General features: G+C 66.4%; 18 protein-coding genes. 12 read left to right on the forward strand and 6 right to left on the reverse strand.

Features of this window, described 5'->3' with window-relative positions; all coding sequences use genetic code 11:
• Positions 1 to 107 precede the first annotated feature (107 nt).
• The 7 genes from CYJ10_RS03840 to CYJ10_RS03870 all read left to right on the forward strand — a co-directional run bounded on the left by CYJ10_RS03840 (position 108) and on the right by CYJ10_RS03870 (position 5,932).
• The gene (locus CYJ10_RS03840; protein WP_257992775.1) at positions 108 to 1,079 is read left to right on the forward strand and encodes a GlxA family transcriptional regulator; all 972 of its coding nucleotides are present in this window, start codon (positions 108 to 110) and stop codon (positions 1,077 to 1,079) included.
• A 154-nt stretch (positions 1,080 to 1,233) separates the two neighbouring features.
• On the forward strand, positions 1,234 to 1,986 hold the full coding sequence (locus CYJ10_RS03845) for an SDR family oxidoreductase (protein ID WP_101680205.1): 753 nt from the start codon (positions 1,234 to 1,236) through the stop codon (positions 1,984 to 1,986).
• A gap of 15 nt (positions 1,987 to 2,001) precedes the next feature.
• A complete protein-coding gene (locus CYJ10_RS03850) occupies positions 2,002 to 2,502 on the forward strand; it encodes an Ohr family peroxiredoxin (protein WP_101680206.1) in 501 nt (166 codons plus the stop codon).
• Positions 2,503 to 2,692: 190 nt separating this feature from the next.
• Positions 2,693 to 3,172: a carboxymuconolactone decarboxylase family protein gene (locus tag CYJ10_RS03855; RefSeq protein ID WP_101680207.1), complete on the forward strand. Its 480-nt coding sequence runs from the start codon at positions 2,693 to 2,695 to the stop codon at positions 3,170 to 3,172.
• A 4-nt stretch (positions 3,173 to 3,176) separates the two neighbouring features.
• Positions 3,177 to 3,584: a cupin domain-containing protein gene (locus tag CYJ10_RS03860; protein WP_101680208.1), complete on the forward strand. Its 408-nt coding sequence runs from the start codon at positions 3,177 to 3,179 to the stop codon at positions 3,582 to 3,584.
• Between the two features lie 156 nt (positions 3,585 to 3,740).
• Positions 3,741 to 4,949, forward strand: coding sequence for an NAD(P)/FAD-dependent oxidoreductase (locus CYJ10_RS03865; RefSeq protein WP_101680209.1), 1,209 nt, complete (start codon positions 3,741 to 3,743; stop codon positions 4,947 to 4,949).
• A gap of 239 nt (positions 4,950 to 5,188) precedes the next feature.
• The gene (locus CYJ10_RS03870; protein ID WP_101680408.1) at positions 5,189 to 5,932 is read left to right on the forward strand and encodes a response regulator transcription factor; all 744 of its coding nucleotides are present in this window, start codon (positions 5,189 to 5,191) and stop codon (positions 5,930 to 5,932) included.
• 10 nt (positions 5,933 to 5,942) lie between these two features.
• On the opposite strand, the gene CYJ10_RS03875 is transcribed toward CYJ10_RS03870, so the two are convergent.
• The 5 genes from CYJ10_RS03875 to CYJ10_RS03885 all read right to left on the reverse strand — a co-directional run bounded on the left by CYJ10_RS03875 (position 5,943) and on the right by CYJ10_RS03885 (position 9,878).
• Positions 5,943 to 7,049: a GGDEF domain-containing protein gene (locus tag CYJ10_RS03875; protein WP_101680210.1), complete on the reverse strand. Its 1,107-nt coding sequence runs from the start codon at positions 7,047 to 7,049 to the stop codon at positions 5,943 to 5,945.
• Positions 7,050 to 7,067: 18 nt separating this feature from the next.
• A complete protein-coding gene (locus CYJ10_RS34015) occupies positions 7,068 to 7,244 on the reverse strand; it encodes a hypothetical protein (RefSeq protein WP_180862831.1) in 177 nt (58 codons plus the stop codon).
• A gap of 155 nt (positions 7,245 to 7,399) precedes the next feature.
• The gene (locus tag CYJ10_RS34550) at positions 7,400 to 7,528 is read right to left on the reverse strand and encodes a hypothetical protein (protein WP_257992794.1); all 129 of its coding nucleotides are present in this window, start codon (positions 7,526 to 7,528) and stop codon (positions 7,400 to 7,402) included.
• Positions 7,529 to 7,690: 162 nt separating this feature from the next.
• Positions 7,691 to 8,467: a 3-hydroxybutyrate dehydrogenase gene (locus CYJ10_RS03880; protein WP_101680211.1), complete on the reverse strand. Its 777-nt coding sequence runs from the start codon at positions 8,465 to 8,467 to the stop codon at positions 7,691 to 7,693.
• Between the two features lie 19 nt (positions 8,468 to 8,486).
• Positions 8,487 to 9,878: a GntP family permease gene (locus tag CYJ10_RS03885; RefSeq protein ID WP_101680212.1), complete on the reverse strand. Its 1,392-nt coding sequence runs from the start codon at positions 9,876 to 9,878 to the stop codon at positions 8,487 to 8,489.
• A 273-nt stretch (positions 9,879 to 10,151) separates the two neighbouring features.
• On the opposite strand from CYJ10_RS03885, the gene CYJ10_RS03890 reads away from it, so the two are divergent.
• Together CYJ10_RS03890 and CYJ10_RS03895 are read left to right on the forward strand one after the other, a co-directional pair.
• Positions 10,152 to 11,663: a sigma-54 interaction domain-containing protein gene (locus CYJ10_RS03890; RefSeq protein ID WP_101680213.1), complete on the forward strand. Its 1,512-nt coding sequence runs from the start codon at positions 10,152 to 10,154 to the stop codon at positions 11,661 to 11,663.
• A gap of 69 nt (positions 11,664 to 11,732) precedes the next feature.
• On the forward strand, positions 11,733 to 13,634 hold the full coding sequence (locus CYJ10_RS03895) for a sigma-54-dependent Fis family transcriptional regulator (protein WP_101680214.1): 1,902 nt from the start codon (positions 11,733 to 11,735) through the stop codon (positions 13,632 to 13,634).
• A gap of 38 nt (positions 13,635 to 13,672) precedes the next feature.
• On the opposite strand, the gene adh is transcribed toward CYJ10_RS03895, so the two are convergent.
• On the reverse strand, positions 13,673 to 15,193 hold the full coding sequence (gene adh / locus CYJ10_RS03900; RefSeq protein WP_101680215.1) for an aldehyde dehydrogenase: 1,521 nt from the start codon (positions 15,191 to 15,193) through the stop codon (positions 13,673 to 13,675).
• Positions 15,194 to 15,453: 260 nt separating this feature from the next.
• Between adh and CYJ10_RS03905 the strand changes: the two genes are divergently transcribed.
• The 3 genes from CYJ10_RS03905 (at position 15,454) to CYJ10_RS03915 (ending at position 19,515) form a co-directional block, all read left to right on the forward strand.
• Positions 15,454 to 16,509 (forward strand): transporter, encoded by a 1,056-nt coding sequence (locus CYJ10_RS03905; protein ID WP_101680216.1) that lies wholly within the window; start codon positions 15,454 to 15,456, stop codon positions 16,507 to 16,509.
• Positions 16,510 to 16,608: 99 nt separating this feature from the next.
• Positions 16,609 to 17,559, forward strand: a complete 951-nt coding sequence (gene ppk2, locus CYJ10_RS03910) for a polyphosphate kinase 2 (RefSeq protein ID WP_101680217.1) — start codon at positions 16,609 to 16,611, stop codon at positions 17,557 to 17,559.
• Between the two features lie 267 nt (positions 17,560 to 17,826).
• Positions 17,827 to 19,515 (forward strand): M30 family zinc metallopeptidase, encoded by a 1,689-nt coding sequence (locus CYJ10_RS03915; protein WP_101680218.1) that lies wholly within the window; start codon positions 17,827 to 17,829, stop codon positions 19,513 to 19,515.
• The last annotated feature ends 33 nt before the right edge of the window (positions 19,516 to 19,548 follow it).

Here is a 19,548-nt window from a genome sequence, read left to right on the forward strand (position 1 = left end):
GCGCACGCTTGCAAGGGATCGTCCCATTGGCATAGCATCGCTCCTCCACCGCAATACCACTCATGCTCCAGAACCAGCCGCCCCCCTCCGCGGGAAACATTGAAGACATGCCGCGCAACATCCTGTTCGTGGCTTACCCCGATGTCAGCCTGCTTGACCTTGCTGGGCCTCAGACCGTGTTCTGGGCCGCTTCCAATTACGCGCGTGCGCGCGGCTTGGCCGGCTATCGCTGCCACACGACCAGCTTCACCGGCGGGATGGTCGCGACGGTGGAGGGCACCACGGTGGATTCGGTGTCGCTGGCGTCGTTCGACCTGCGGGTGGTCGACACCGTGATCGTGCCGGGGTCGCCCACCATCCTGGAAGTCGCCAAGAACGAGACCGCGCTGCTCGACTGGCTGGCCAACGCGTCGGGCAAGATCCGCCGCATGGCATCCGTGTGCAGCGGCGCCTTCCTGCTGGCGTTCGCGGGCCTGCTCAATGGCAAGCGCGCGACCACGCACTGGGCCATGCTCGACCGCTTTCGCGAGTTGTTCCCCACGGTGGAACTGGATCCCGACGCGATCTTCGTACGGCAGCAGAACCTGTGGACATCGGCCGGCGTCACCACCGGCATCGACCTGGCGCTGGCCATGGTCGAAGCTGACTATGGCCACGAGGTTGCACTCAATGCCGCCAAGGAACTGGCGGTCTACATGAAGCGGCCCGGGGCGCAGCCGCAGTTGAGCGAGATCCTGATCTCCCAGAGCCGGCAGGTGCCGGTGTTCGAGTCCCTGCACTTGTGGATCGTGCAGAATCTGGCAACGCAGGAACTGTCGGTCGAACAACTGGCCGAGTACGTTGGCATGAGTCCGCGCAATTTCGCGCGCGTCTACAAGGAAAAGACCGGCCGCACGCCGGCCAAGGGCGTGGAGCACTTCAGGCTGGAAGCGGCGCGGCGGCAGTTGCAGGACCCGGGCCGGCCCATCGACGTGATTGCCCACGAGTGCGGTTTCGGCACCGAGGACCGGATGCGCGTGACGTTCCAGCGCCATTTCGGGCTGTCGCCCAGCGAGTACCGGCTCAAGGTCAACCGCTAGGATCGCCCCGATCCACCCCCGATATCCGCTTCGATCCGATTGGTGCAAATCAGGAAACACCGTGGGCCCGGCGCCGGTCTGGTGACCCTCCCCTGGTGCATCTAGCATGCAAGGCACGTGGACCCAGTTCCACTCCCAAACATGGAGATGCATCATGAAAATTGTGGTCGTAGGTGGTACCGGCCTGATCGGCAAGAAGGTGGTGGCGCGGCTGGCCGCGCAGGGGCACGACGTACTGGCCGCGTCGCCGGGCACCGGCGTCAATGCGCTGACGGGCGAAGGCCTGGCGCAGGCGCTGGCAGGTGCGCAGGTCGTGGTGGACGTGGCCAATTCGCCATCGTTTGAAGACCAGGCGGTGCTGCACTTCTTCGAGACCTCGGGCCGCAATCTGGCAGCCGCCGAGAAGGAAGCCGGCGTGGCGCACCACGTGGCGCTGTCCGTGGTAGGCACCGACAAGCTCGTGCAAAGCGGCTACTTCCGGGCCAAGATCGCCCAGGAAGCGTTGATCCGCCAAGCCGGCATTCCGTACACGATCGTGCGTTCGACACAGTTCCTGGAGTTTCTGGGCGGCATTGCCCAGTCGGCAGGGCAGGCGGAAACGATCAGCCTGACCCCGGCGCTGATCCAGCCCATCGCGTCGGACGACGTGGCGGATGCGGTGGCCGACGCCGCACTGGCCGCGCCCATCAACGGCATGGTCGACATTGCCGGCCCCGAGCGCTTCCGCATGAGCGACCTCGTGCAACGCTATCTGCAGGCCACCGGCGACACGCGCACGGTCGTGGCCGATCCCACCGCACGCTACTTTGGCGCCGATCTGCAGGAAGGCACGCTCGTGCCCGAAGGCAACGCGCGCCTGGGACACATTCGCTTCGAGGACTGGAATCGTCAGCAGCTGCAAAAATAATCCGGAGACGACGACATGGATAACGAGAGGTTGCAGCCTCCGCCATTGACACTGCTCGACAGGTACCGGGGCCAGGGCTTCACCGCGCTGTACACGACAACCGTCACGGTGACCGGGGGCGAGGCCGCGCATGGCCGCGCATCCGGCATCGTCAGGTCCGACGATGGCAATCTCATCCTCGACCTGCGGTTGCCGGCGGCCATGGGCGGCCCTGGCAGCGGCACCAATCCCGAACAACTGTTCGCTGCGGGCTATGCCGCCTGCTTTCACGGCGCGCTGAGCCTGCTGGCCAAGCGCGCACAGGTGGACATGACCCACGCCACCGTGGCGGTCGAAGTCGCGTTCGGCCGCGATCCCGTTGACGGCGGTTACGCGCTGATTGCCGAGGTCCGCATCCGCATGCCCGGTGTGGAGCGGCATGTGGCCGAGGAACTGGTGCGTAACACCGAGCGGCTGTGCCCATACGCGAAGATGGCCCGCGAGGGCATTCACAGCATCGTGAGCGTGATCGACTGATCGACGCGCGCCGCCCGCCGTGCCGGGCGGCGCGCGATTGGTGCCGGTGCGACAACAGACTGGGCACCTTGGCGGTACTACCGGCACGGCGGACCGCCCACTACGATGAATACCAAGCCGTTCCCGTGGCGCCGCGCGTTGCGGTGGGTCTGGCGAGCGCAATCCCCCCTTGGATCCGCAGGAGAGACACATGTCACAACGTTTGAACTACTTCCAGCAATCGCCCGAACTGACGAAAAAGCTCGTCGAACTCGGTACGCTGTTCCAGAAGACCACGATCGAGCAGCACATCCGCGAGCTGGTGGAGATCCGCGCGTCGCAGCTCAACGGCTGCGCGTTCTGCGTCGATATGCATGTCAAGCAGGCCAAGATCCACGGCGAGCGCGAACTGCGCCTGCATCACGTGGCCATCTGGCGCGAGTCGACGCTGTTCTCGCCGCGCGAGCGTGCCGCGCTGGCCTGGACCGAAGTGCTGACCCAGATTCCCGCCCATGGCGTGCCCGACGATGTGTTCGAGCGCGTGCGCACCCAGTTCTCGGAGAAGGAACTGTCTGACCTGACGTTCCAGGTCGGCGCGATCAACGCGTGGAACCGACTCAATGTGGCATTCCAGATGGTGCCGGGCTCGGCCGACAAGATGTTCGGCCTCGACAAGGCCGGGCTGGAGTAAGGCGATGAGACGCGTCCTTTCCATCGCGGCCATGCTGGCCGCCTCGTGCGCGCTGCTGGCGCCGCCGGTCTTTGCCGCGGCACCCGAGGTGAAGGTCACGCCGCTGACCACCGAGGCGCTGCCCGAGTATCCGGGCAAGGAAGTGCAGATGATCATGGTGGAGTACCCGCCGGGCGGCTATGACCCCGTGCATCGCCACGACGCACACGGCTTCATCTACGTCCTTGAGGGCACCATCATCATGGGCGTGAAGGGCGGCAAGGAAGTCACGCTCAAGCCGGGCCAGACGTTTCACGAAGGGCCCGACGACATCCATACCGTCGGGCGCAACGCCAGCAAGACCAAGCCGGCCAAGTTCATCGTGTTCCTGATCAAGAACCAGGGCGCGCCGATCCTGACGCCGGTGAAGTAGCCCGCGCCATCGGGCCGGCAGGCAGCGCGTCGCTCGCAGCCCCGCGCACCTGCCGCGCCTTCGTTTCACCATTTCCCCCGCCGCGATCTCCCGACGCCTGCCTGCCAGGCGGCAGGTGGCGTTCGTCCTTTGCAACTGAAGAAGTGAGGTCATCCAATGAAGCGAAACATCCTGATTGTCGGCGGCGGATTCGCCGGACTGTGGACAGCCCTGGGCGCGGCGCGCGTCGTCGACCAGCAAGGCGCTGCCGCATCGGACGTGGAAATCACGCTGGTGTCGCCCCAGCCAGCGCTGCATGTACGTCCGCGCCTGCATGAAGCCCACCCCGAGCAGATGGCCGTGCCGTTCCAGCCGCTGCTCGACGCGGTGGGCGTGAAGTTCATCGAAGGCATGGTCGAACGCATCCATCCGGGCGATCGCAGCGTCGATATCGTCATGGCTGCTTGCGGCGAAAAGTCGGTGAACTACGACCGCCTGGTGCTGACCAGCGGCAGCCGCCTGTTCCGCCCGCCGCTGCCTGGCCTGGCCGAGCATGCCTTTGCGGTGGACCAGATCGACGAGGCCGTGAAGCTGCGCCAGCACCTGGAAGGGCTGGTATCGAAGCCGGATACGGCTGCCCGCAATACGTTCGTGGTGGTGGGCGGTGGCTTCACCGGGCTGGAAGTTGCCACCGAGCTGCCGGATCGGCTGCGCGTGGTCTTTGGCGACGCCATGTGCCCGCGCATCGTGGTGGTGGAGCGTGCTGACGCCATCGGCCCCGATCTCGGCCCCGGCCCCCGTCCGCAGATTCTCGAAGCGCTGGAGCACCTGGGTATCGAGACGCGCGTGGGTGGCGGTGTCGTGTCGTTCGACGCCAATGGTGTGGTGACCGGCACCGGCGAGCGGATCGACGCCAGCACCGTGATCTGGACGGGCGGCATGGTGGCCAGCGCGCTGACGGCGCAGATCGGGCCGCAGGTGGATCGGCAGGGCCGCCTGGAGGTGACGGGCGATCTGCGCGTGCTCGGTGCGAAGGACATCTTCGGCGCCGGCGACGTGGTGCGCGCGCTGACCGACGGCGAAGGCCACTACTCGCTGATGTCGTGCCAGCATGCGCTGTTCATGGGCCGTTTTGCCGGCCACAACGTGGCGGCCGATCTGCTGGGCCTGCCCACGCTGGAATACCGGCAGCCGTTCTATGCGACCTGTCTCGACCTCGGCGCATGGGGCGCGGTGTACACCGAAGGCTGGGACCGCGAGGTCAAGCTGACGCACGCCGCCGGCAAGGAACGCAAGCTCCTGATCAACACCCAGTGGATCTATCCGCCCGCACCTGAGCGTGCCCAGGCACTGGCCGCCGGCGATCCTAATATCAGCTACGCGTAACGCGTATTGATCGTTGTTCGGTCCCGTTGGCCGACGCCTTCCACCTCCGGGGGCGTCGGCCTTTTTTGTTGCCTGCATAGCCCGCCGATTGGTGCGTAAGCGGAAACGCGGCTTCCTCCGCCGGCGTCTTGTTGCGTCATGGCAGGTTATCTAGACTTCCAGTCATACCGTCGCACCGGCCCGGCGCGCGGTGCCCCAAGGCCCTTCCTGCAGAGTTACCGGAGTCCATCGTGATCGCCATGACATCGAAGCCCAGCCGCAGCCGCGACGCCGTCGAACCCGTGGTCTACATCGTCGACGACGATGTGGACATGAACGACGCACTGGCCGATCTGCTGCGCTCGGTTGGCCTGCGGGCACGTTCGTTCCTGTCGGCCGACGCGTTCCTGGAGACGCCACTCGAGCCGGTGCCGGGCTGCGTGGTGATGGACGTGCGGCTGCGCGGTGCCAACGGCCTGGAAGTCCATCGCGAGATGATCCGGCGCGGCGTGTGCCTGCCGGTGGTGTTCATCACCGGCCACGGCGATATCGAGATGACCGTGCGCGCCATGAAGGCCGGCGCGCTCGATTTCCTGGCCAAGCCGTTCCGCGACCAGGACTTTCTCGACGCCGTGACCGGGGCGATTGCCGTGGACCGCTCCAAGCGGCACGCGCTGCAATGTGGTGACAGCCTGCGGGCGCGCTTTGCGACACTGAGCGGCCGCGAGCGCGAGGTGATGACGATGGCCGTGTCGGGGCTGATGAACAAGCAGATCGCCGGCGAGATCGGTATCAGCGAGGTCACGATCAAGATCCACCGCAGCCGCGCCATGCGCAAGATGGCTGCCCGCACGTTTGCAGACCTAGTGAAGATGGCGGTCGACCTGGACCTGCGGCGCGATCCCGAGACCGCCTATATTTCGGCGCCGCTGACCGCGCCGCCTGCCGCCCTGGCAGCGCGCGTCAGCCTGGGCGCGATGGCCCAGCCGATGGTTGCGCACTGACGGCACAGCCCTATGCCGCCGCTTGCCCGACAATGACCGTGCGGTTCCGACCGGCCTGCTTGGCCTGGTACATCAGCGTGTCGGCGTCTTTCAGGGCTTCGGCCAGCGACGCGGCGTCGTGCGGCCAGGTGGTGACGCCAAGCGAAATCGTGATGTGACCGACCGGCTCGATGGTGGTCTGTTCGACAAGCCGTCGCAGGCGCTCCGCAGCGTCGCCTGCTGACCCGGTGTGCATGTCGGGCAGCAGCATCAGGAATTCCTCGCCGCCCACCCGAAACGCCAGGTCGGTGGCGCGGGATGCCTGGCGCATCATGTCCGCCAGCCGCTGCAGCACCACGTCGCCAATATCATGGCCGAAGCTGTCGTTGACCCGCTTGAAGTGGTCGATGTCGAGCGCAATCACGGCCACCTGCCGGCCGCTGGCCTCCAAGGTCGCCATCCTGGCTTCGAGCGCGCGACGATTGAGCAGGCCGGTCAGCGGGTCTGTCTGCGACGCGATTTCAAGCCCGGTCACTTGCATCCTGGCCAGGTCGATGCCGTGCGGCAGCGCTTGCTTCAGATGGCTGGCCTCGAAGTACCCGGCGTTGACCTGTGCCACGGAGCCGATGCTTTCGATCAGGCCAGTGGCCGTGGTGCTGTCGGCCAGTTGCCGCAGCGGCCTGGCAATGTATCGCGTCAGCATCCAGACCAGCACGAAGCCGATCACTGCAACCGGCGCGCTGGCGACAATGATCCGGTTCATCAGTGTGTCGAGCGGAGCCAGCACCGAGCTCAACGACTGCTGGCTCACGATGGCCCAGTGCGCGGTGGGGATGTTGGCATAGCCCGCCAGCATCGCGCGGCCATCGGCGACCGCCATCTCGACGCTGCCGTGCCCTGCGCCCAGCGCATGCTCCGTGGCCGGATTGGCCCCCGCGACGGTAGCGATCCGCGCCTTGACCGGATGAAACAGCAACTGGTGCCGGCCATCGACCACATAGACTTCGGAAGCGGTGAGGAAGAAATGGTTGCTCATCAGCTCATGAAGCCGGCCGTCCTTCAGCAGATGGATCGATCCGCCGATCAGTCCGAGATAGGTGCCATGGCGGTCGAAGATCGGCGCCGAGACGAAGATCACCAGGTTGCCGGCAATCGACTAATACGCGCTACTGACCATCGGCTTGCGCCCCCGGACCGCGTCGATCTGTTCCGGTGACTCCACCATGCGGTCCTGAAGGTGCTGTGCCTCGGGCAGGGCGGCGACGATGCGACCGTCGGCATTGACGACCGCGACGGCGTCGAAATCCCGGCCCAGCGAATCCAGACGCTCCACTGCGTCCCGGCGGGCTCCAGGGTCGTCGAAGTGATCGGCAAGCCGTTCGCCGGCGTGCTGGAACCGAAACTGTGTCTCGCGCAGGAACCCGTCAATCGAGGACGCAACGCGTGCCCTATAGGCCCATTGGCTTCCAGCGATCGCTCCACGAGCGTTTACCGCTCGATCTGGTACGCCGCATACAGGCAGTTGGCCAGCGTGACCACGCTTGCCGTCAGCGTCAGGCCCAGAACCAGCGTTCGCAGGTCGATTTTTGGCGTGCCATGAAAGTGGGGGGGTTGCATTCCGGCCGGGAAGCGTTTGCCGCAGCCCGCGCAGGCTAACGGCCGACGGTGGAAACTGACGCCCAAAGCATACAAGCTGGCCGACGAATATGCGAAAAAATGGCCCCGGCGGGTGCCGGGGCCATCGATCTGGCGAGAGGAGCGGGCGGGGCCTGAAGACGTCTATTGCGCCGTCCAGCCGCCATCCATCGCCCAGGCCGCACCGCGCACCTGATCGCCGAACGGCGAGCACAGCATCAGCACCAGGTTGCCCAGCTGCTCGGGCGTGACGAATTGCCCGGAGGGCTGCTTGTCCGACAGCAGGCGGGCCTGCGCGGCGTCGGTGGTGATGGCGTCGCGCTGGGCAATCGCGTCGATCTGGGCGGCCACCAGCGGCGTCAGCACGAAGCCGGGACAGATCGCGTTGCAGGTGATGCCGGTGGCGGCCGTTTCCAGTGCGGTCACCTTGGTCAGGCCGACCAGCCCGTGCTTGGCGGCCACATACGCCGACTTGCCGGCGGAGCCCACCAGCCCATGCACCGAGGCGATGTTGACGATGCGGCCCCAGTTGGCGGCGCGCATGCCCGGCAGCGCCAGGCGCGACGTATGGAAGGCCGACGTCAGGTTGATCGCCAGGATGTCATCCCACTTCTGCACCGGGAAGTCTTCCACGGGCGACACATGCTGGATGCCGGCATTGTTGACCAGCACGTCGACGCCGCCGAAACGCTCGGTCGCCAGCGCGAACATGGCTTCGATCTCGTCGGGGCGCCGCATGTCGGCGGGATGGTGAATCACCTCGACACCCATCGTGCGGAGGCTTGCCAGAGCGGCCTCGACGTCGCCAAAGCCATTGAGCACGATACTGGCGCCGGCCTGCGCCAGTGCCTGCGCAATACCCAGCCCGATGCCGCTCGTGGATCCGGTGACCAGCGCGGTCTTGCCATGCAGATTGACCATGATGCTTCCTTGGGTGGGGTCAGACCAGGCCGGTCGTGTAGAAGACGAAGATCACGAAGAAGACGGCCAGCGTCTTGATCAGCGTGATGGCGAAGATGTCGCGGTACGACTCACGGTGTGTCAGGCCGGTCACGGCCAGCAGCGTGATCACGGCGCCGTTGTGGGGCAGCGTGTCCATGCCGCCGCTGGCCATCGACACCACGCGATGCAGCACTTCCAGCGGAATCTGCGCGGCCTGCGCGCCCTGGATGAACACGTCGGACATGGCGGCCAGCGCGATGCTCATGCCGCCCGATGCGGAGCCGGTGATGCCGGCCAGCGTGCTGACCGACACGGCCGCGTTGACCAGCGGATTCGGAATGCTGTGCAGGGCGTCGCTGACCACGAGGAAGCCCGGCAGCGCGGCGATCACGCCACCAAAGCCGTATTCCGACGCCGTGTTCATCGACGCCAGCAGCGCGCCCGACACGGCGCTCTTGGTGCCCTCGGCAAAGCGCGACTTGACGGCGCCGAACGCGGTCACCAGCACGATGACGATGCCCAGCAGCAGGGCGCCTTCCACGGCCCAGATGGCGGTCACGCTGGCAATCTTGGTTTCCACCGGCTTGGGCAGGCCCGGCAGCGACACGCTGTTGGCCTGGCCGTACCAGAGCGGAATCATGCGCGTCAGCCAGAAGTTGGACACGCCCACCACCACCAGCGGCAGGATGGCCAGCAGCGGCGGCGGCAGCTTGCCGCCTTCCACGCGTTGCGGTTCGTTCAGCAGGTTCGTGCCGTAGCCCTCGCCACGTGCCGCGGCGCCGCGGCGGCGCCATTCCAGGTACGACAGGCCGACGATGATGATGAACAGCGAACCCGCCACGCCCAGCGCTGGCGCGGCCCACGACGTGGTCTTGAAGAACGTGGTCGGGATGATGTTCTGGATCTGCGGCGTGCCCGGCAGCGAATCCATCGTGAACGAGAACGCGCCCAGCGCGATAGCGCCCGGCATCAGGCGCTTGGGGATGTTGCTCTGGCGGTAGAGCTCGGCGGCGAACGGGTAGACCGCGAACACCACCACGAACAGCGACACGCCGCCGTACGTCAGCAGCGCGCAGACCGCCACGATCACGGCATTGGCACGCGAGCGGCCGATGTAGCGGATGGCCGCGGCCACGATCGATTCGGAGAAGCCCGACAGCTCGATGACCTTGCCGAACACGGCACCGAGCATGAATACCGGGAAGTAGAGCTTGACGAAGCCGACCATCTTCTCCATGAAGATGCCGGAAAACACCGGCGCCACGGCCGACGGATCGGTTAGCAGCACCGCGCCCAGCGCAGCCAGCGGCGCGAAGAGGATCACGCTGTAGCCGCGATAGGCGGCAAACATGAGAAAGGCCAGTGCGGCGAGCACTATGACAAAAGACATGAGGTCTCCATTACTTGTTCTTGAATGCGGTCGAGCCGGGGCAGGGCGCCCCGGTGCCGTGTAATGCGATGGTCCCTTGCGCAGATGACAAGGGACCGCTTCATTAGCAGGCTCCGTGCCACATTCAAAAGTTAAGAATAAGGCGCAAATAGTGTAGTCTGCCTTGCCTTGTCTCTTCATTGAGACAAGGCAAGCGATGCGCACGGCGTTGAAGTCTTTGTTATGAGACACTGCGCGTCTACAAATCGAGACAACCCCAAAAGACCCGCAGCCATGCACAAGATCGCCGATCCAGGTGGCGCCCTGCTGTTCGACTACGACTATGTGGCGCGACGCGGCATGGAATCGCTGTTCCGCACCTTTGAAAATTTCAGCGAAGGCACGTTCGTGGTGGACGAGTTTGCCCGCGTGGTCTGGATCAACAAGCGCTATGCGGCGCGCTTCGGGTTCACCAATCCGCAGGACGCCATTGGGCTCGACTGCGAGCAGGTGATTCCGAACAGCCTGATGCGCGAGGTGGTCACCACGGGCAAGCCGATCCTGCTGGACCTGCTCGAAACCGACCGCGAGCCGATGATCGTCACGCGCCTTCCGATCAAGGACGACAGCGGTCGCACCATCGGTGGGGTGGGGTTCGCGCTGTTCGATGAACTCAAGGCGCTGACGCCGATCTTTGCCCACTACTCGCGCGCCCAGGCCGAACTGGCGGCGGCGCGCCGTTCGCTCGATCACGCGCGCCGGGCCAAATACACGTTCGCCAGTTTCGTTGGCGCCAGCCCGGCGGCCCAGGAGGTCAAGCGCCAGGCCCGGCGGGCTGCGCTGGCGGATTCGCCGGTGCTGTTGCTGGGCGAAACGGGCACGGGCAAGGAACTGCTGGCGCATGGCATCCACGCGGGTTCGGCGCGTGCCGAGCGGCCGCTGGTCACCGTCAACGTGGCGGCCATCCCCGACACATTGCTGGAAGTGGAGTTCTTCGGTGCCGCGCCGGGCGCCTATACCGGCGTCGACCGCAAGGGCCGGGTGGGCAAGTTCGAGCTGGCCGATGGCGGCACGCTGTTCCTGGACGAAATCGGCGATATGCCGCTGGCGCTGCAAAGCAAGCTGCTGCGCGCACTGCAGGATCGGGAATTCGAGCCGCTGGGCTCGAACCGCATCGTGCGCAGCGACGTGCGGATCATCGCGGCCACTTCCGCGGACCTGCCCGCACTGGTGGCCGAAGGACGCTTCCGCGCCGATCTCTACTACCGGCTCAATGTGCTGTCGATCGAACTGCCCTCGCTGCGCGAGCGCCGGACCGATCTGCTGCCGCTGGTCTACGCCATCATCGAGGAACTGAGCATCAAGGCCGAGCGCCATCCGATGGGGTTGCGCGACGACGCGCTGCAACTGCTGAGCGACTACGACTGGCCCGGTAACGTGCGCGAACTGCGCAACGTACTGGAGCGCGTGGTGATGCTGTGCGACGAGGATTCGGTGGACGCCGCCACGCTGGCGCCGCTGCTGGGCGCGCGGCGCGCCAGCCCGCCGCCATCGGCGGAGGCCGCCACGCCAGCGGACGAATCGCCGGTGCCAGCGGCCGAGATACCGCTGGCGGCTGCAGCGCCGATGCCGCTGCCGACAGCGCCCGCGCAGACCTATGCGGCGGCCATGGCGCAGTTCGAGGCGGCGTTCCTGGCCCAGGCGCTGGACGCGTGTGGCGGACGCGTCGCAGAAGCTGCCGCGCGCATCGGCATCAGCCGGGCCGCGTTCTACAAGAAGTTGGCCGCCTCGCGCAGCGGGCTGTGATAAGGTCCCCGGCAGAGAGGCTCCGCCCTGGCGTTGATCGTGGCGAGAGCACCAGCCAGGAGACCGCCGATGCGCAATGCGCTGACATTCCAGGATGCCCTGCAGGCCGACGTGCTTGCCGCCGGACACGATGACGCGACCGACCGCAGCGAACTGCTGCGCCGCGCACACGGACGCTCGGCCGGCTTCGGGCTCGACGCCGCGCAAGTTCCCGACTATCACCCGCTGAGCCGCCGCGCGCTGGGCGAACGCGTCGACGGCAACCGCGCGCTGTACCGCCTGGCGCTGCCCGTGATGGAAGGGCTGTACCGGCAGGTGGCCGGCACCGACAGCCTGGTGCTACTTAGCGACAGCGGCGGCGTGATCCTGCATAGCGTGGGCGACGGCGATGGCAGCGGCTTTGCCGCGCGTGCGCGCGATGTGGCGCTGGCGCCCGGCGTGTCATGGTCCGAGTCCAGCAAGGGCACCAACGCCATCGGCACCGCGCTGGCGGAGGGGCGTTCCGCGATCATCCATGGCGACGAGCACTTCCTGCACGCCAACCGCCAGCTCACCTGTTCCTGTACGCCGATTGCCAACCCGATGGGTGACTGGCTGGGCGCGCTCGACGTCAGCGGCGATCCGCGTGGCTTTCATCCGCACACGATGGCGCTGGTGCGCATGTCCGCGCAGACCATCGAGAACCAGCTCTTCGCCGCGCAATTTCCCGATGCGCTGCTGGTGCGCTTTCACAGCCGGCCGGAACTGGTCGGCACGCTGTTCGAGGGGATGGTCGCGTTTGCGTCCGATGGCACGTTCCTGGCGGCCAATCGCAGCGGGTGGTTCCAGCTTGGCATGAGCGCCGACGTGCTGGCCGGCGCCACCTTCACAGAGCTGTTCGCCCTGCCGATGCCGCCGTCCGGCACCGCCGACACGCTGCTGCGCGACCTGGCGCTGCCGAGCGGCGTGCGGATCTACGCGCGGTTGTCGAATCGCGCGGAAGCTGCCGCCCCTATGAGCGTGCCCCAGCCGGCGGTGCAGCCGTCGTCGGCGCTGGCCCGCCTGGATACCGGCGATGCCGGCATGGCCGCCGTGCTGCAGCGTGTGGCGCGTCTGCGCGGGCGCGATATCCCGCTGCTGATCCTGGGCCGTACCGGGTCCGGCAAGGAATGGCTGGCGCGGGCCGTGCATGCCGATTCGCCACGGGCCATCGGACCATTCGTGGCCGTCAACTGCGCGGCAATCCCCGAGACGCTGATCGAGGCCGAGTTGTTCGGCTACGAAGAGGGCGCGTTCACGGGGGCGCGGCGACGTGGCCATGCCGGCAAGATCGCGCAGGCACACGGCGGCACGCTGTTCCTGGACGAGATCGGCGACATGCCGCTGGCGCAGCAGGTGAGGCTGGTGCGCGTGCTGCAGGAGCGCGCGGTGACGGCGCTGGGCGGCACGCACAGCACGCCGGTCGATATCCGCATCGTCTGCGCCACGCACCGCGACCTGCGCGCGCAGATGGCCGACGGCACGTTCCGAGAGGATCTCTACTACCGCATCCACGGGCTGGCCGTGACCTTGCCACCGCTGGCCGGGCGCAGCGATTTCGATGCTCTGGTGCGGCGCATCCTGGAGGATGAATGCGAACACGGGCCGCAGGCGATCTCGGCCCAGGCCCTGGCGATACTGCGACGGCACGCGTGGCCGGGCAACCTGCGCGAGCTGGCCAGCGTGCTGCGTACCGCCGCGCTGATGGCCGAAGGCGAGGCGCGGATCGACGTCGAACACCTGCCGGAGGACTTTGCCGTGCCGACGGCAATGCCGACCCCTCAGACCGTACCGGCCGCCTGGGCCAAGGGCGATGCCGAAGCGGCCACAGGCTGCATGCGCGACTGGGAAGCCGCGCGCATTCGCGATGCGCTGGCGCGCCACGGCGGCAATGTCAGTGCCGCGGCGCGCGAGCTTGGCGTGTCGCGCAATACCATCTACCGGCGGCGCTAGCGCCGGTTAGGCCCGGCACAGCCGGGCGGCCTGGCGGGTCAGAAGAATCCGAGCGGATTCGGGTTGTAGCTGACCAGCAGGTTCTTGGTCTGCTGGTAGTGGTCCAGCATCATGCGATGGTTCTCGCGGCCCACGCCCGACTGCTTGTAGCCGCCGAACGCGGCATGGGCAGGGTAGGCGTGGTAGCAGTTGATCCACACGCGGCCAGCCTCGATGCCCCGGCCCATGCGGAACGTGCGCGCGCCGTCGCGGGTCCATACCCCCGCGCCCAGGCCGTAGAGCGTGTCGTTGGCAATCGCCAGCGCTTCCTCCTCGTCCTTGAAGGTCGTGACCGAGACCACCGGCCCGAAGATTTCCTCCTGGAAGATGCGCATCTTGTTGTGGCCCTCGAAGATCGTCGGCTTGACGTAGTAGCCGCCCGCCAGGTCTCCGCCCAGCGCGTTGCGCTCGCCGCCGGTCAGCACGCGGGCACCTTCCTGCTTGCCGATGTCGATGTACGCCAGGATCTTCTGCAACTGCTCTTCCGACGCCTGCGCGCCGATCATCGTCGACTTGTCCAGCGGATGCCCTTGGCGGATCGCCTCCACGCGCTTGACCGCGCGTGCCATGAACGCCTTGTAGATCGATTCCTGGATCAGCACGCGCGACGGGCAGGTGCAGACCTCGCCCTGGTTCAGCGCAAACATGGCAAAGCCTTCCAGCGCCTTGTCGAAGTAGGCGTCGTCGGCAGCCATCACATCCTCGAAGAAGATGTTCGGCGACTTGCCGCCCAGTTCCAGCGTCACCGGGATCAGGTTCTGCGACGCGTACTGCATGATCAGCCGGCCCGTCGTCGTTTCGCCAGTAAAGGCGATCTTGGCGATGCGCGGGCTCGACGCCAGTGGCTTGCCTGCTTCCACGCCAAAGCCGTTGACGACATTGATCACGCCCGGGGGCAGCAGGTCGTGCAGCAGTTCCATCAGCACCAGGATCGAGGCCGGCGTCTGCTCGGCGGGCTTGAGCACAACGCAGTTGCCGGCGGCCAGCGCCGGGGCCAGCTTCCATACGGCCATCAGCAGCGGGAAGTTCCACGGAATGATCTGGCCCACCACGCCGAGCGGCTCGTGGAAGTGATAGGCGATGGTGTCGTGGTCGATTTCCGAGATGGAGCCTTCCTGCGCGCGGATGCAGCCCGCGAAGTAGCGGAAGTGGTCGACGGCCAGCGGCAGGTCGGCGGCGGAGGTCTCGCGCACGGGCTTGCCGTTGTCGATGGTCTCGGCCACGGCCAGCAGCGTGAGGTTGGCCTCGATGCGGTCGGCGATGCGGTTCAGCAGGTTCGCGCGCTCGGCCGTGGACGTGCGCCCCCACGCCGCGCGGGCGCGATGGGCCGCGTCGAGCGCGGCTTCCACGTCCTTTTCGTTCGAGCGCGGCACGCGCGTGAACGGTTTGCCGGTGAGCGGCGTGACGGCCTCGAAGTACTGGCCGTCGGCCGGCGGCACCCAGGCGCCGCCAATATAGTTGTCGTACTGCTCCTTGAACGGGTAGGGCACGCCCAGCTGGGCAATTTCGGCCATGTTCATGTCTCGCTCCACTTGTCGATCGGATGCTTGTTGGAATGTCTGCGGTTGTGCCGACTGGCACGCGGCAACCGACTGCAAGCGCCGTGCCGGGGCAGCGCCTGACGCAGCCATGCGGGATGGCGGCCGGCGCCGGTCCAAGTCGGGTGGCGCAGGTGTTCCAGAACGGAACAGGTGTTGCGGGCGGGTACAGCGGTGCGGCGCAGCACCGATCGTCATGGCGGCGTGCTAACGTCACGCGAGGCAACGTGAATGGAGTTTGCATGCAATCGGGCATTGTCGAAGCCGGCTATGGTTCCGACCCGGTCGGTCTGGTCAGCGGTTTCCTGTTTGAACCGGGGCGGCCGGGGCGCGAGATCGATTCCAACGCCGCCGCCGCCTGGCTTCGCGAGCATCCGGCGGCAGGCCCGGACGAGACGGTGGAGCAGGCCGAGCGCCCGTTTGTCTGGCTGCACTTCAATCTGTCGCACAGCGCGTGCGAGCGCTGGATGCGTGGTCAGCTTGGCTTGCCCGACGACTTCTTCGAGGCGCTGCGGCAGGGTTCCCATTCGACCCGTATCGAACGCCAGGACGCCGCGCTGCTGGCCGTGGTCAACGACGTGATCTACAACTTCGGCGTGGCCTCGACCGATATTTCCACACTCTGGGCGCATGCCGACCACCGGCTGGTGGTGACCGCGCGCGCCCGCCCGCTGCGGTCCGTGGACCGCCTGCGCGCAGCCGTGCGGCGTGGCGAGATGTTCCAGTCGCCGCTGAACCTGGTGGTGCACCTGCTGCAGGATCAGGCCGACGTGCTGGTACAGATCGTGCGCGAAACCGGTGTCAGCGTGGACCAGATCGAAGACCAGCTGCTGTCGCAGCGGTTGCAGTCGAACCGGGCGGACCTTGGCGCCATGCGGCGTGGCCTGGTGCGCCTGCAGCGGCTGCTGGCGCCCGAGCCCGGCGCGCTGTTCCGGCTACTGAACCGCCCGCCGGCGTGGCTGCTGGAAACCGATTTGCAGGCATTGCGCGAATCGACCGAAGAATTCTCGTTGGTGCTCAATGACCTGGCCGCGCTGGTGGAACGCATCAAGCTGCTGCAGGAAGAGATCGCCGCCAAGCTCAACGAACAGACCAACCGCACGCTGTTCACCCTGACGCTGGTCACGGTGCTGGCGCTGCCGATCAATATTGTGGCCGGCTTCTTCGGCATGAACGTGGGCGGGATTCCGCTGGCCGAGCATCCGCACGGTTTCTGGGTGCTGGTGGTGCTGGTGGCCAGCTTCACGGTGCTGGCCGGGCGCTGGGCGTTCCGCAAGCAGGAAAGCGGCATGATGTGATGCATGATGCTCTATGACAGTTCATCGAATTGTCATGCGACAAGCGTACGATCGTTCACCAAGGCGCCCGCCGTTCGGCGCGCGCAATGGAGGAAAGCCATGGACTACAACGACGAAGCCCTGATCCGGCGCATTCACCGCGAGGTGGCGGACTACTACGACGAAGAGCTCGAGCTGGAGCTGGAAGACCGCGACCCTTTGCTGGTGCAGCGGGTGCTGGCAGGCGAGGCGGGCGGCCCCGGCGACAACAGCAATCTCAACGGCGACGAAGCCGAGCGCGCCGAGCGCCATCTGTACTTCCGGGAGCTGTTCCGCCTGCAGGGCGAACTGGTGAAGCTGCAGAGCTGGGTGGTGGCCACGGGCCACAAGGTGGTGATCCTGTTCGAGGGGCGCGACGCGGCCGGCAAGGGCGGCGTGATCAAGCGGATCACGCAACGGCTGAATCCGCGCGTCTGCCGTGTGGCCGCACTGCCGGCGCCGAACGACCGCGAGCGCACCCAGTGGTACTTTCAGCGGTATGTGTCGCATCTGCCCGCTGCCGGTGAAATGGTGCTGTTCGACCGCAGCTGGTACAACCGCGCCGGCGTGGAACATGTGATGGGGTTCTGCAACGACGAGCAGTACGAGGAATTCTTCCGTTCCGTGCCCGAGTTCGAGCGGATGCTGGTGCGTTCGGGTATCCAGGTGATCAAGTACTGGTTCTCGATCACCGACGACGAGCAGCACATGCGCTTTCTGAGCCGCATCCACGACCCGCTCAAGCAATGGAAGCTGAGCCCGATGGATCTGGAGTCGCGTCGCCGTTGGGAAGATTACACGCGCGCCAAGGAGATCATGCTGGAGCGCACGCATATCGCCGAGGCGCCGTGGTGGGTGGTGCAGGCCGTGGACAAGAAGCGCGCCCGGCTGAACTGCATCCACCACCTGCTGCAGCAGATGCCGTATGTGGAGCCGTCGCAGACGTCCATCGTGCTGCCCGAGCGCGAACGGCATGCCGACTATGTCCGCCAGCCGGTGCCGGACAACATGATCATCCCCGAGATCTATTGAGCGCAGGGGGATCAGAAGGGGCCGAGGCGCCAGTCCACGATCTCGTGTGTGGCGATGGAGGCACAATGCCGCGCCGCCCCCTTCCCGCCGAACGCAGGCCGCCTGCGTATGTATCGACGGATTGAATCCGCCGTCGGCAAAAAGCATCGGCGAAAAGTGATGTCACGGCACTAAATCCGGTGCTTTCCGCGTCGTTATTGGGTGACCACTCGGCATGGGCGCGTTGTGCGCGCCCGGCCCCGAGACCGCTTAGCTTCGGAGTCATCCATGCGTCGCATGACCTCGCGTGCCGGCACGCGTCATCGTTTTCCTACCGGGTTGACCGGTCTTGCGGCCTTGGCCGCCCTGCTTCTGGCCGCCTGTGGCGGCGGAGGCGGTGATGGCGGCGGCAGCGCCGCTCCGGCGCAGGCCACCACGGCCGCGCAACCCCAGCAGGTGACCGAGCTGAGCCAGTCATGCAGCGCCTGCGGTGCCACCACGGGCAGCACCTACGCCGGCACCGTTGCCGGGATCTGGGGCACACCGAACGTCTATGCCGACGCGGTCGACGTGCAGTACGCCATCTCGGGTGTGGCAGGCAAGTCGATCTGGCTGCAACTGTCCAATCTGGGCGATGCCGCAGTGGCCATGCCCGGCGCGCCGTCGTCGCAGGTGGCCGCGGAGATGATCGCGCCCCAGGCGCTGACCCAGGCATCCGCGGACGAAGCCACGCAGCGCGCCATCGGCGAATACAACCGCAAGGGCTGGGCCGCTGCCACGGGCACGTCGGGCGATCCGATGCAGAACACGCTGGGCGTGCCGGCGCCGCTGGCCGTGTCAATCGGCACTCGGGGTCTGGGCGAAGGCGCCACCCGCAACTGGTATCACACAGATGGCACGCAGCGCCCCGCCACCCTGCGCAAGCAGATGACCGCCAGCGATGGCACCATCGTCAACGTCTGGGTGGAGACCGCGGAAGCCCTCAATGTGCCCGATGCAACCGTGCTTGAACTGGCCAGCGCGTTTGCCGGCAGCCGCATGGTCTACGATCGCCTGCTCAATGTGGGCGGGCCGGTCTGGGGTGCCAATGCGTTCGGTACGTCGATGCTGCCGGCCGGCATACCCGTGGACATCGTCGTGCTGAACTTCAACCGCGACGCCAAGCCCTACGGCACGGTCGGTTACTTCTGGGGCCTGCACAACTTCCTGAAGACCAAGGAAGCGAACAGCAACGAGTCGATCTCGCTGTACCTGGACAGCGAAACGCTGTCGCTGGGCGGCCCCGACGGCTTGCGATCCGTCAAGGTCACGATGGCGCACGAAGGCACCCACATGCAGAACTTCTACCGCCGTCAGGTGAGCATGGGCGCCGAGTTTGCCTACGACACGTGGCTGGAGGAAATGACGGCGATGCAGATGGAAGACTTCCTGAGCGGCGTCATCGTCTCGAACTACAACCCGATCCGTGACGTCCGCCTGCCGGACTACTACCGCTACAGCGATGACAACTGCAACCTGACCACGTTCACTGGCTTCGGTGTGTCGTGCGAGAGCTATGCCGTGTCCGGCAGCTTCGGCGGCTTCCTGAACCGCCAGCTTGGCGCAGGTTTCTTCCGCGACCTGCTGACCCGCAAGCAGGTGGGGTCCAAGGCGGTGCTCAGCAAGGCGATAGAGGGCGCTGGCTGGACCTTCAATCAGGCCCTGGTGAACTGGCGCGTCACCACGAACAGCAACATGCCGATGGCGCGCACGCCACTTGGCTTCGGCTACCCGCAGTGGTCCGATGGCACCTACACGCTGCCGGCCATCGACCCGTCCGGCACCACCTACACCACGCTGCGCAAACTGCCAGCCACCGCGCCGTCGATGCTCCAGGCCTACGGCAGCTACATCGTCCCGCGCAGCGCCAGCGATGGCGTGTACACCGACAAGGTACGCCTGCCGGCCGGCGTCGCGCTGTCGGTGGTGGTGTATTGAACTGGGGCTGATTCGCGCCACGCAGAAGGAAAA

It is taken from the genome of Cupriavidus pauculus, assembly GCF_002858765.1.
In the GTDB taxonomy this organism is placed as follows: Bacteria; Pseudomonadota; Gammaproteobacteria; order Burkholderiales; family Burkholderiaceae; genus Cupriavidus; species Cupriavidus pauculus_B.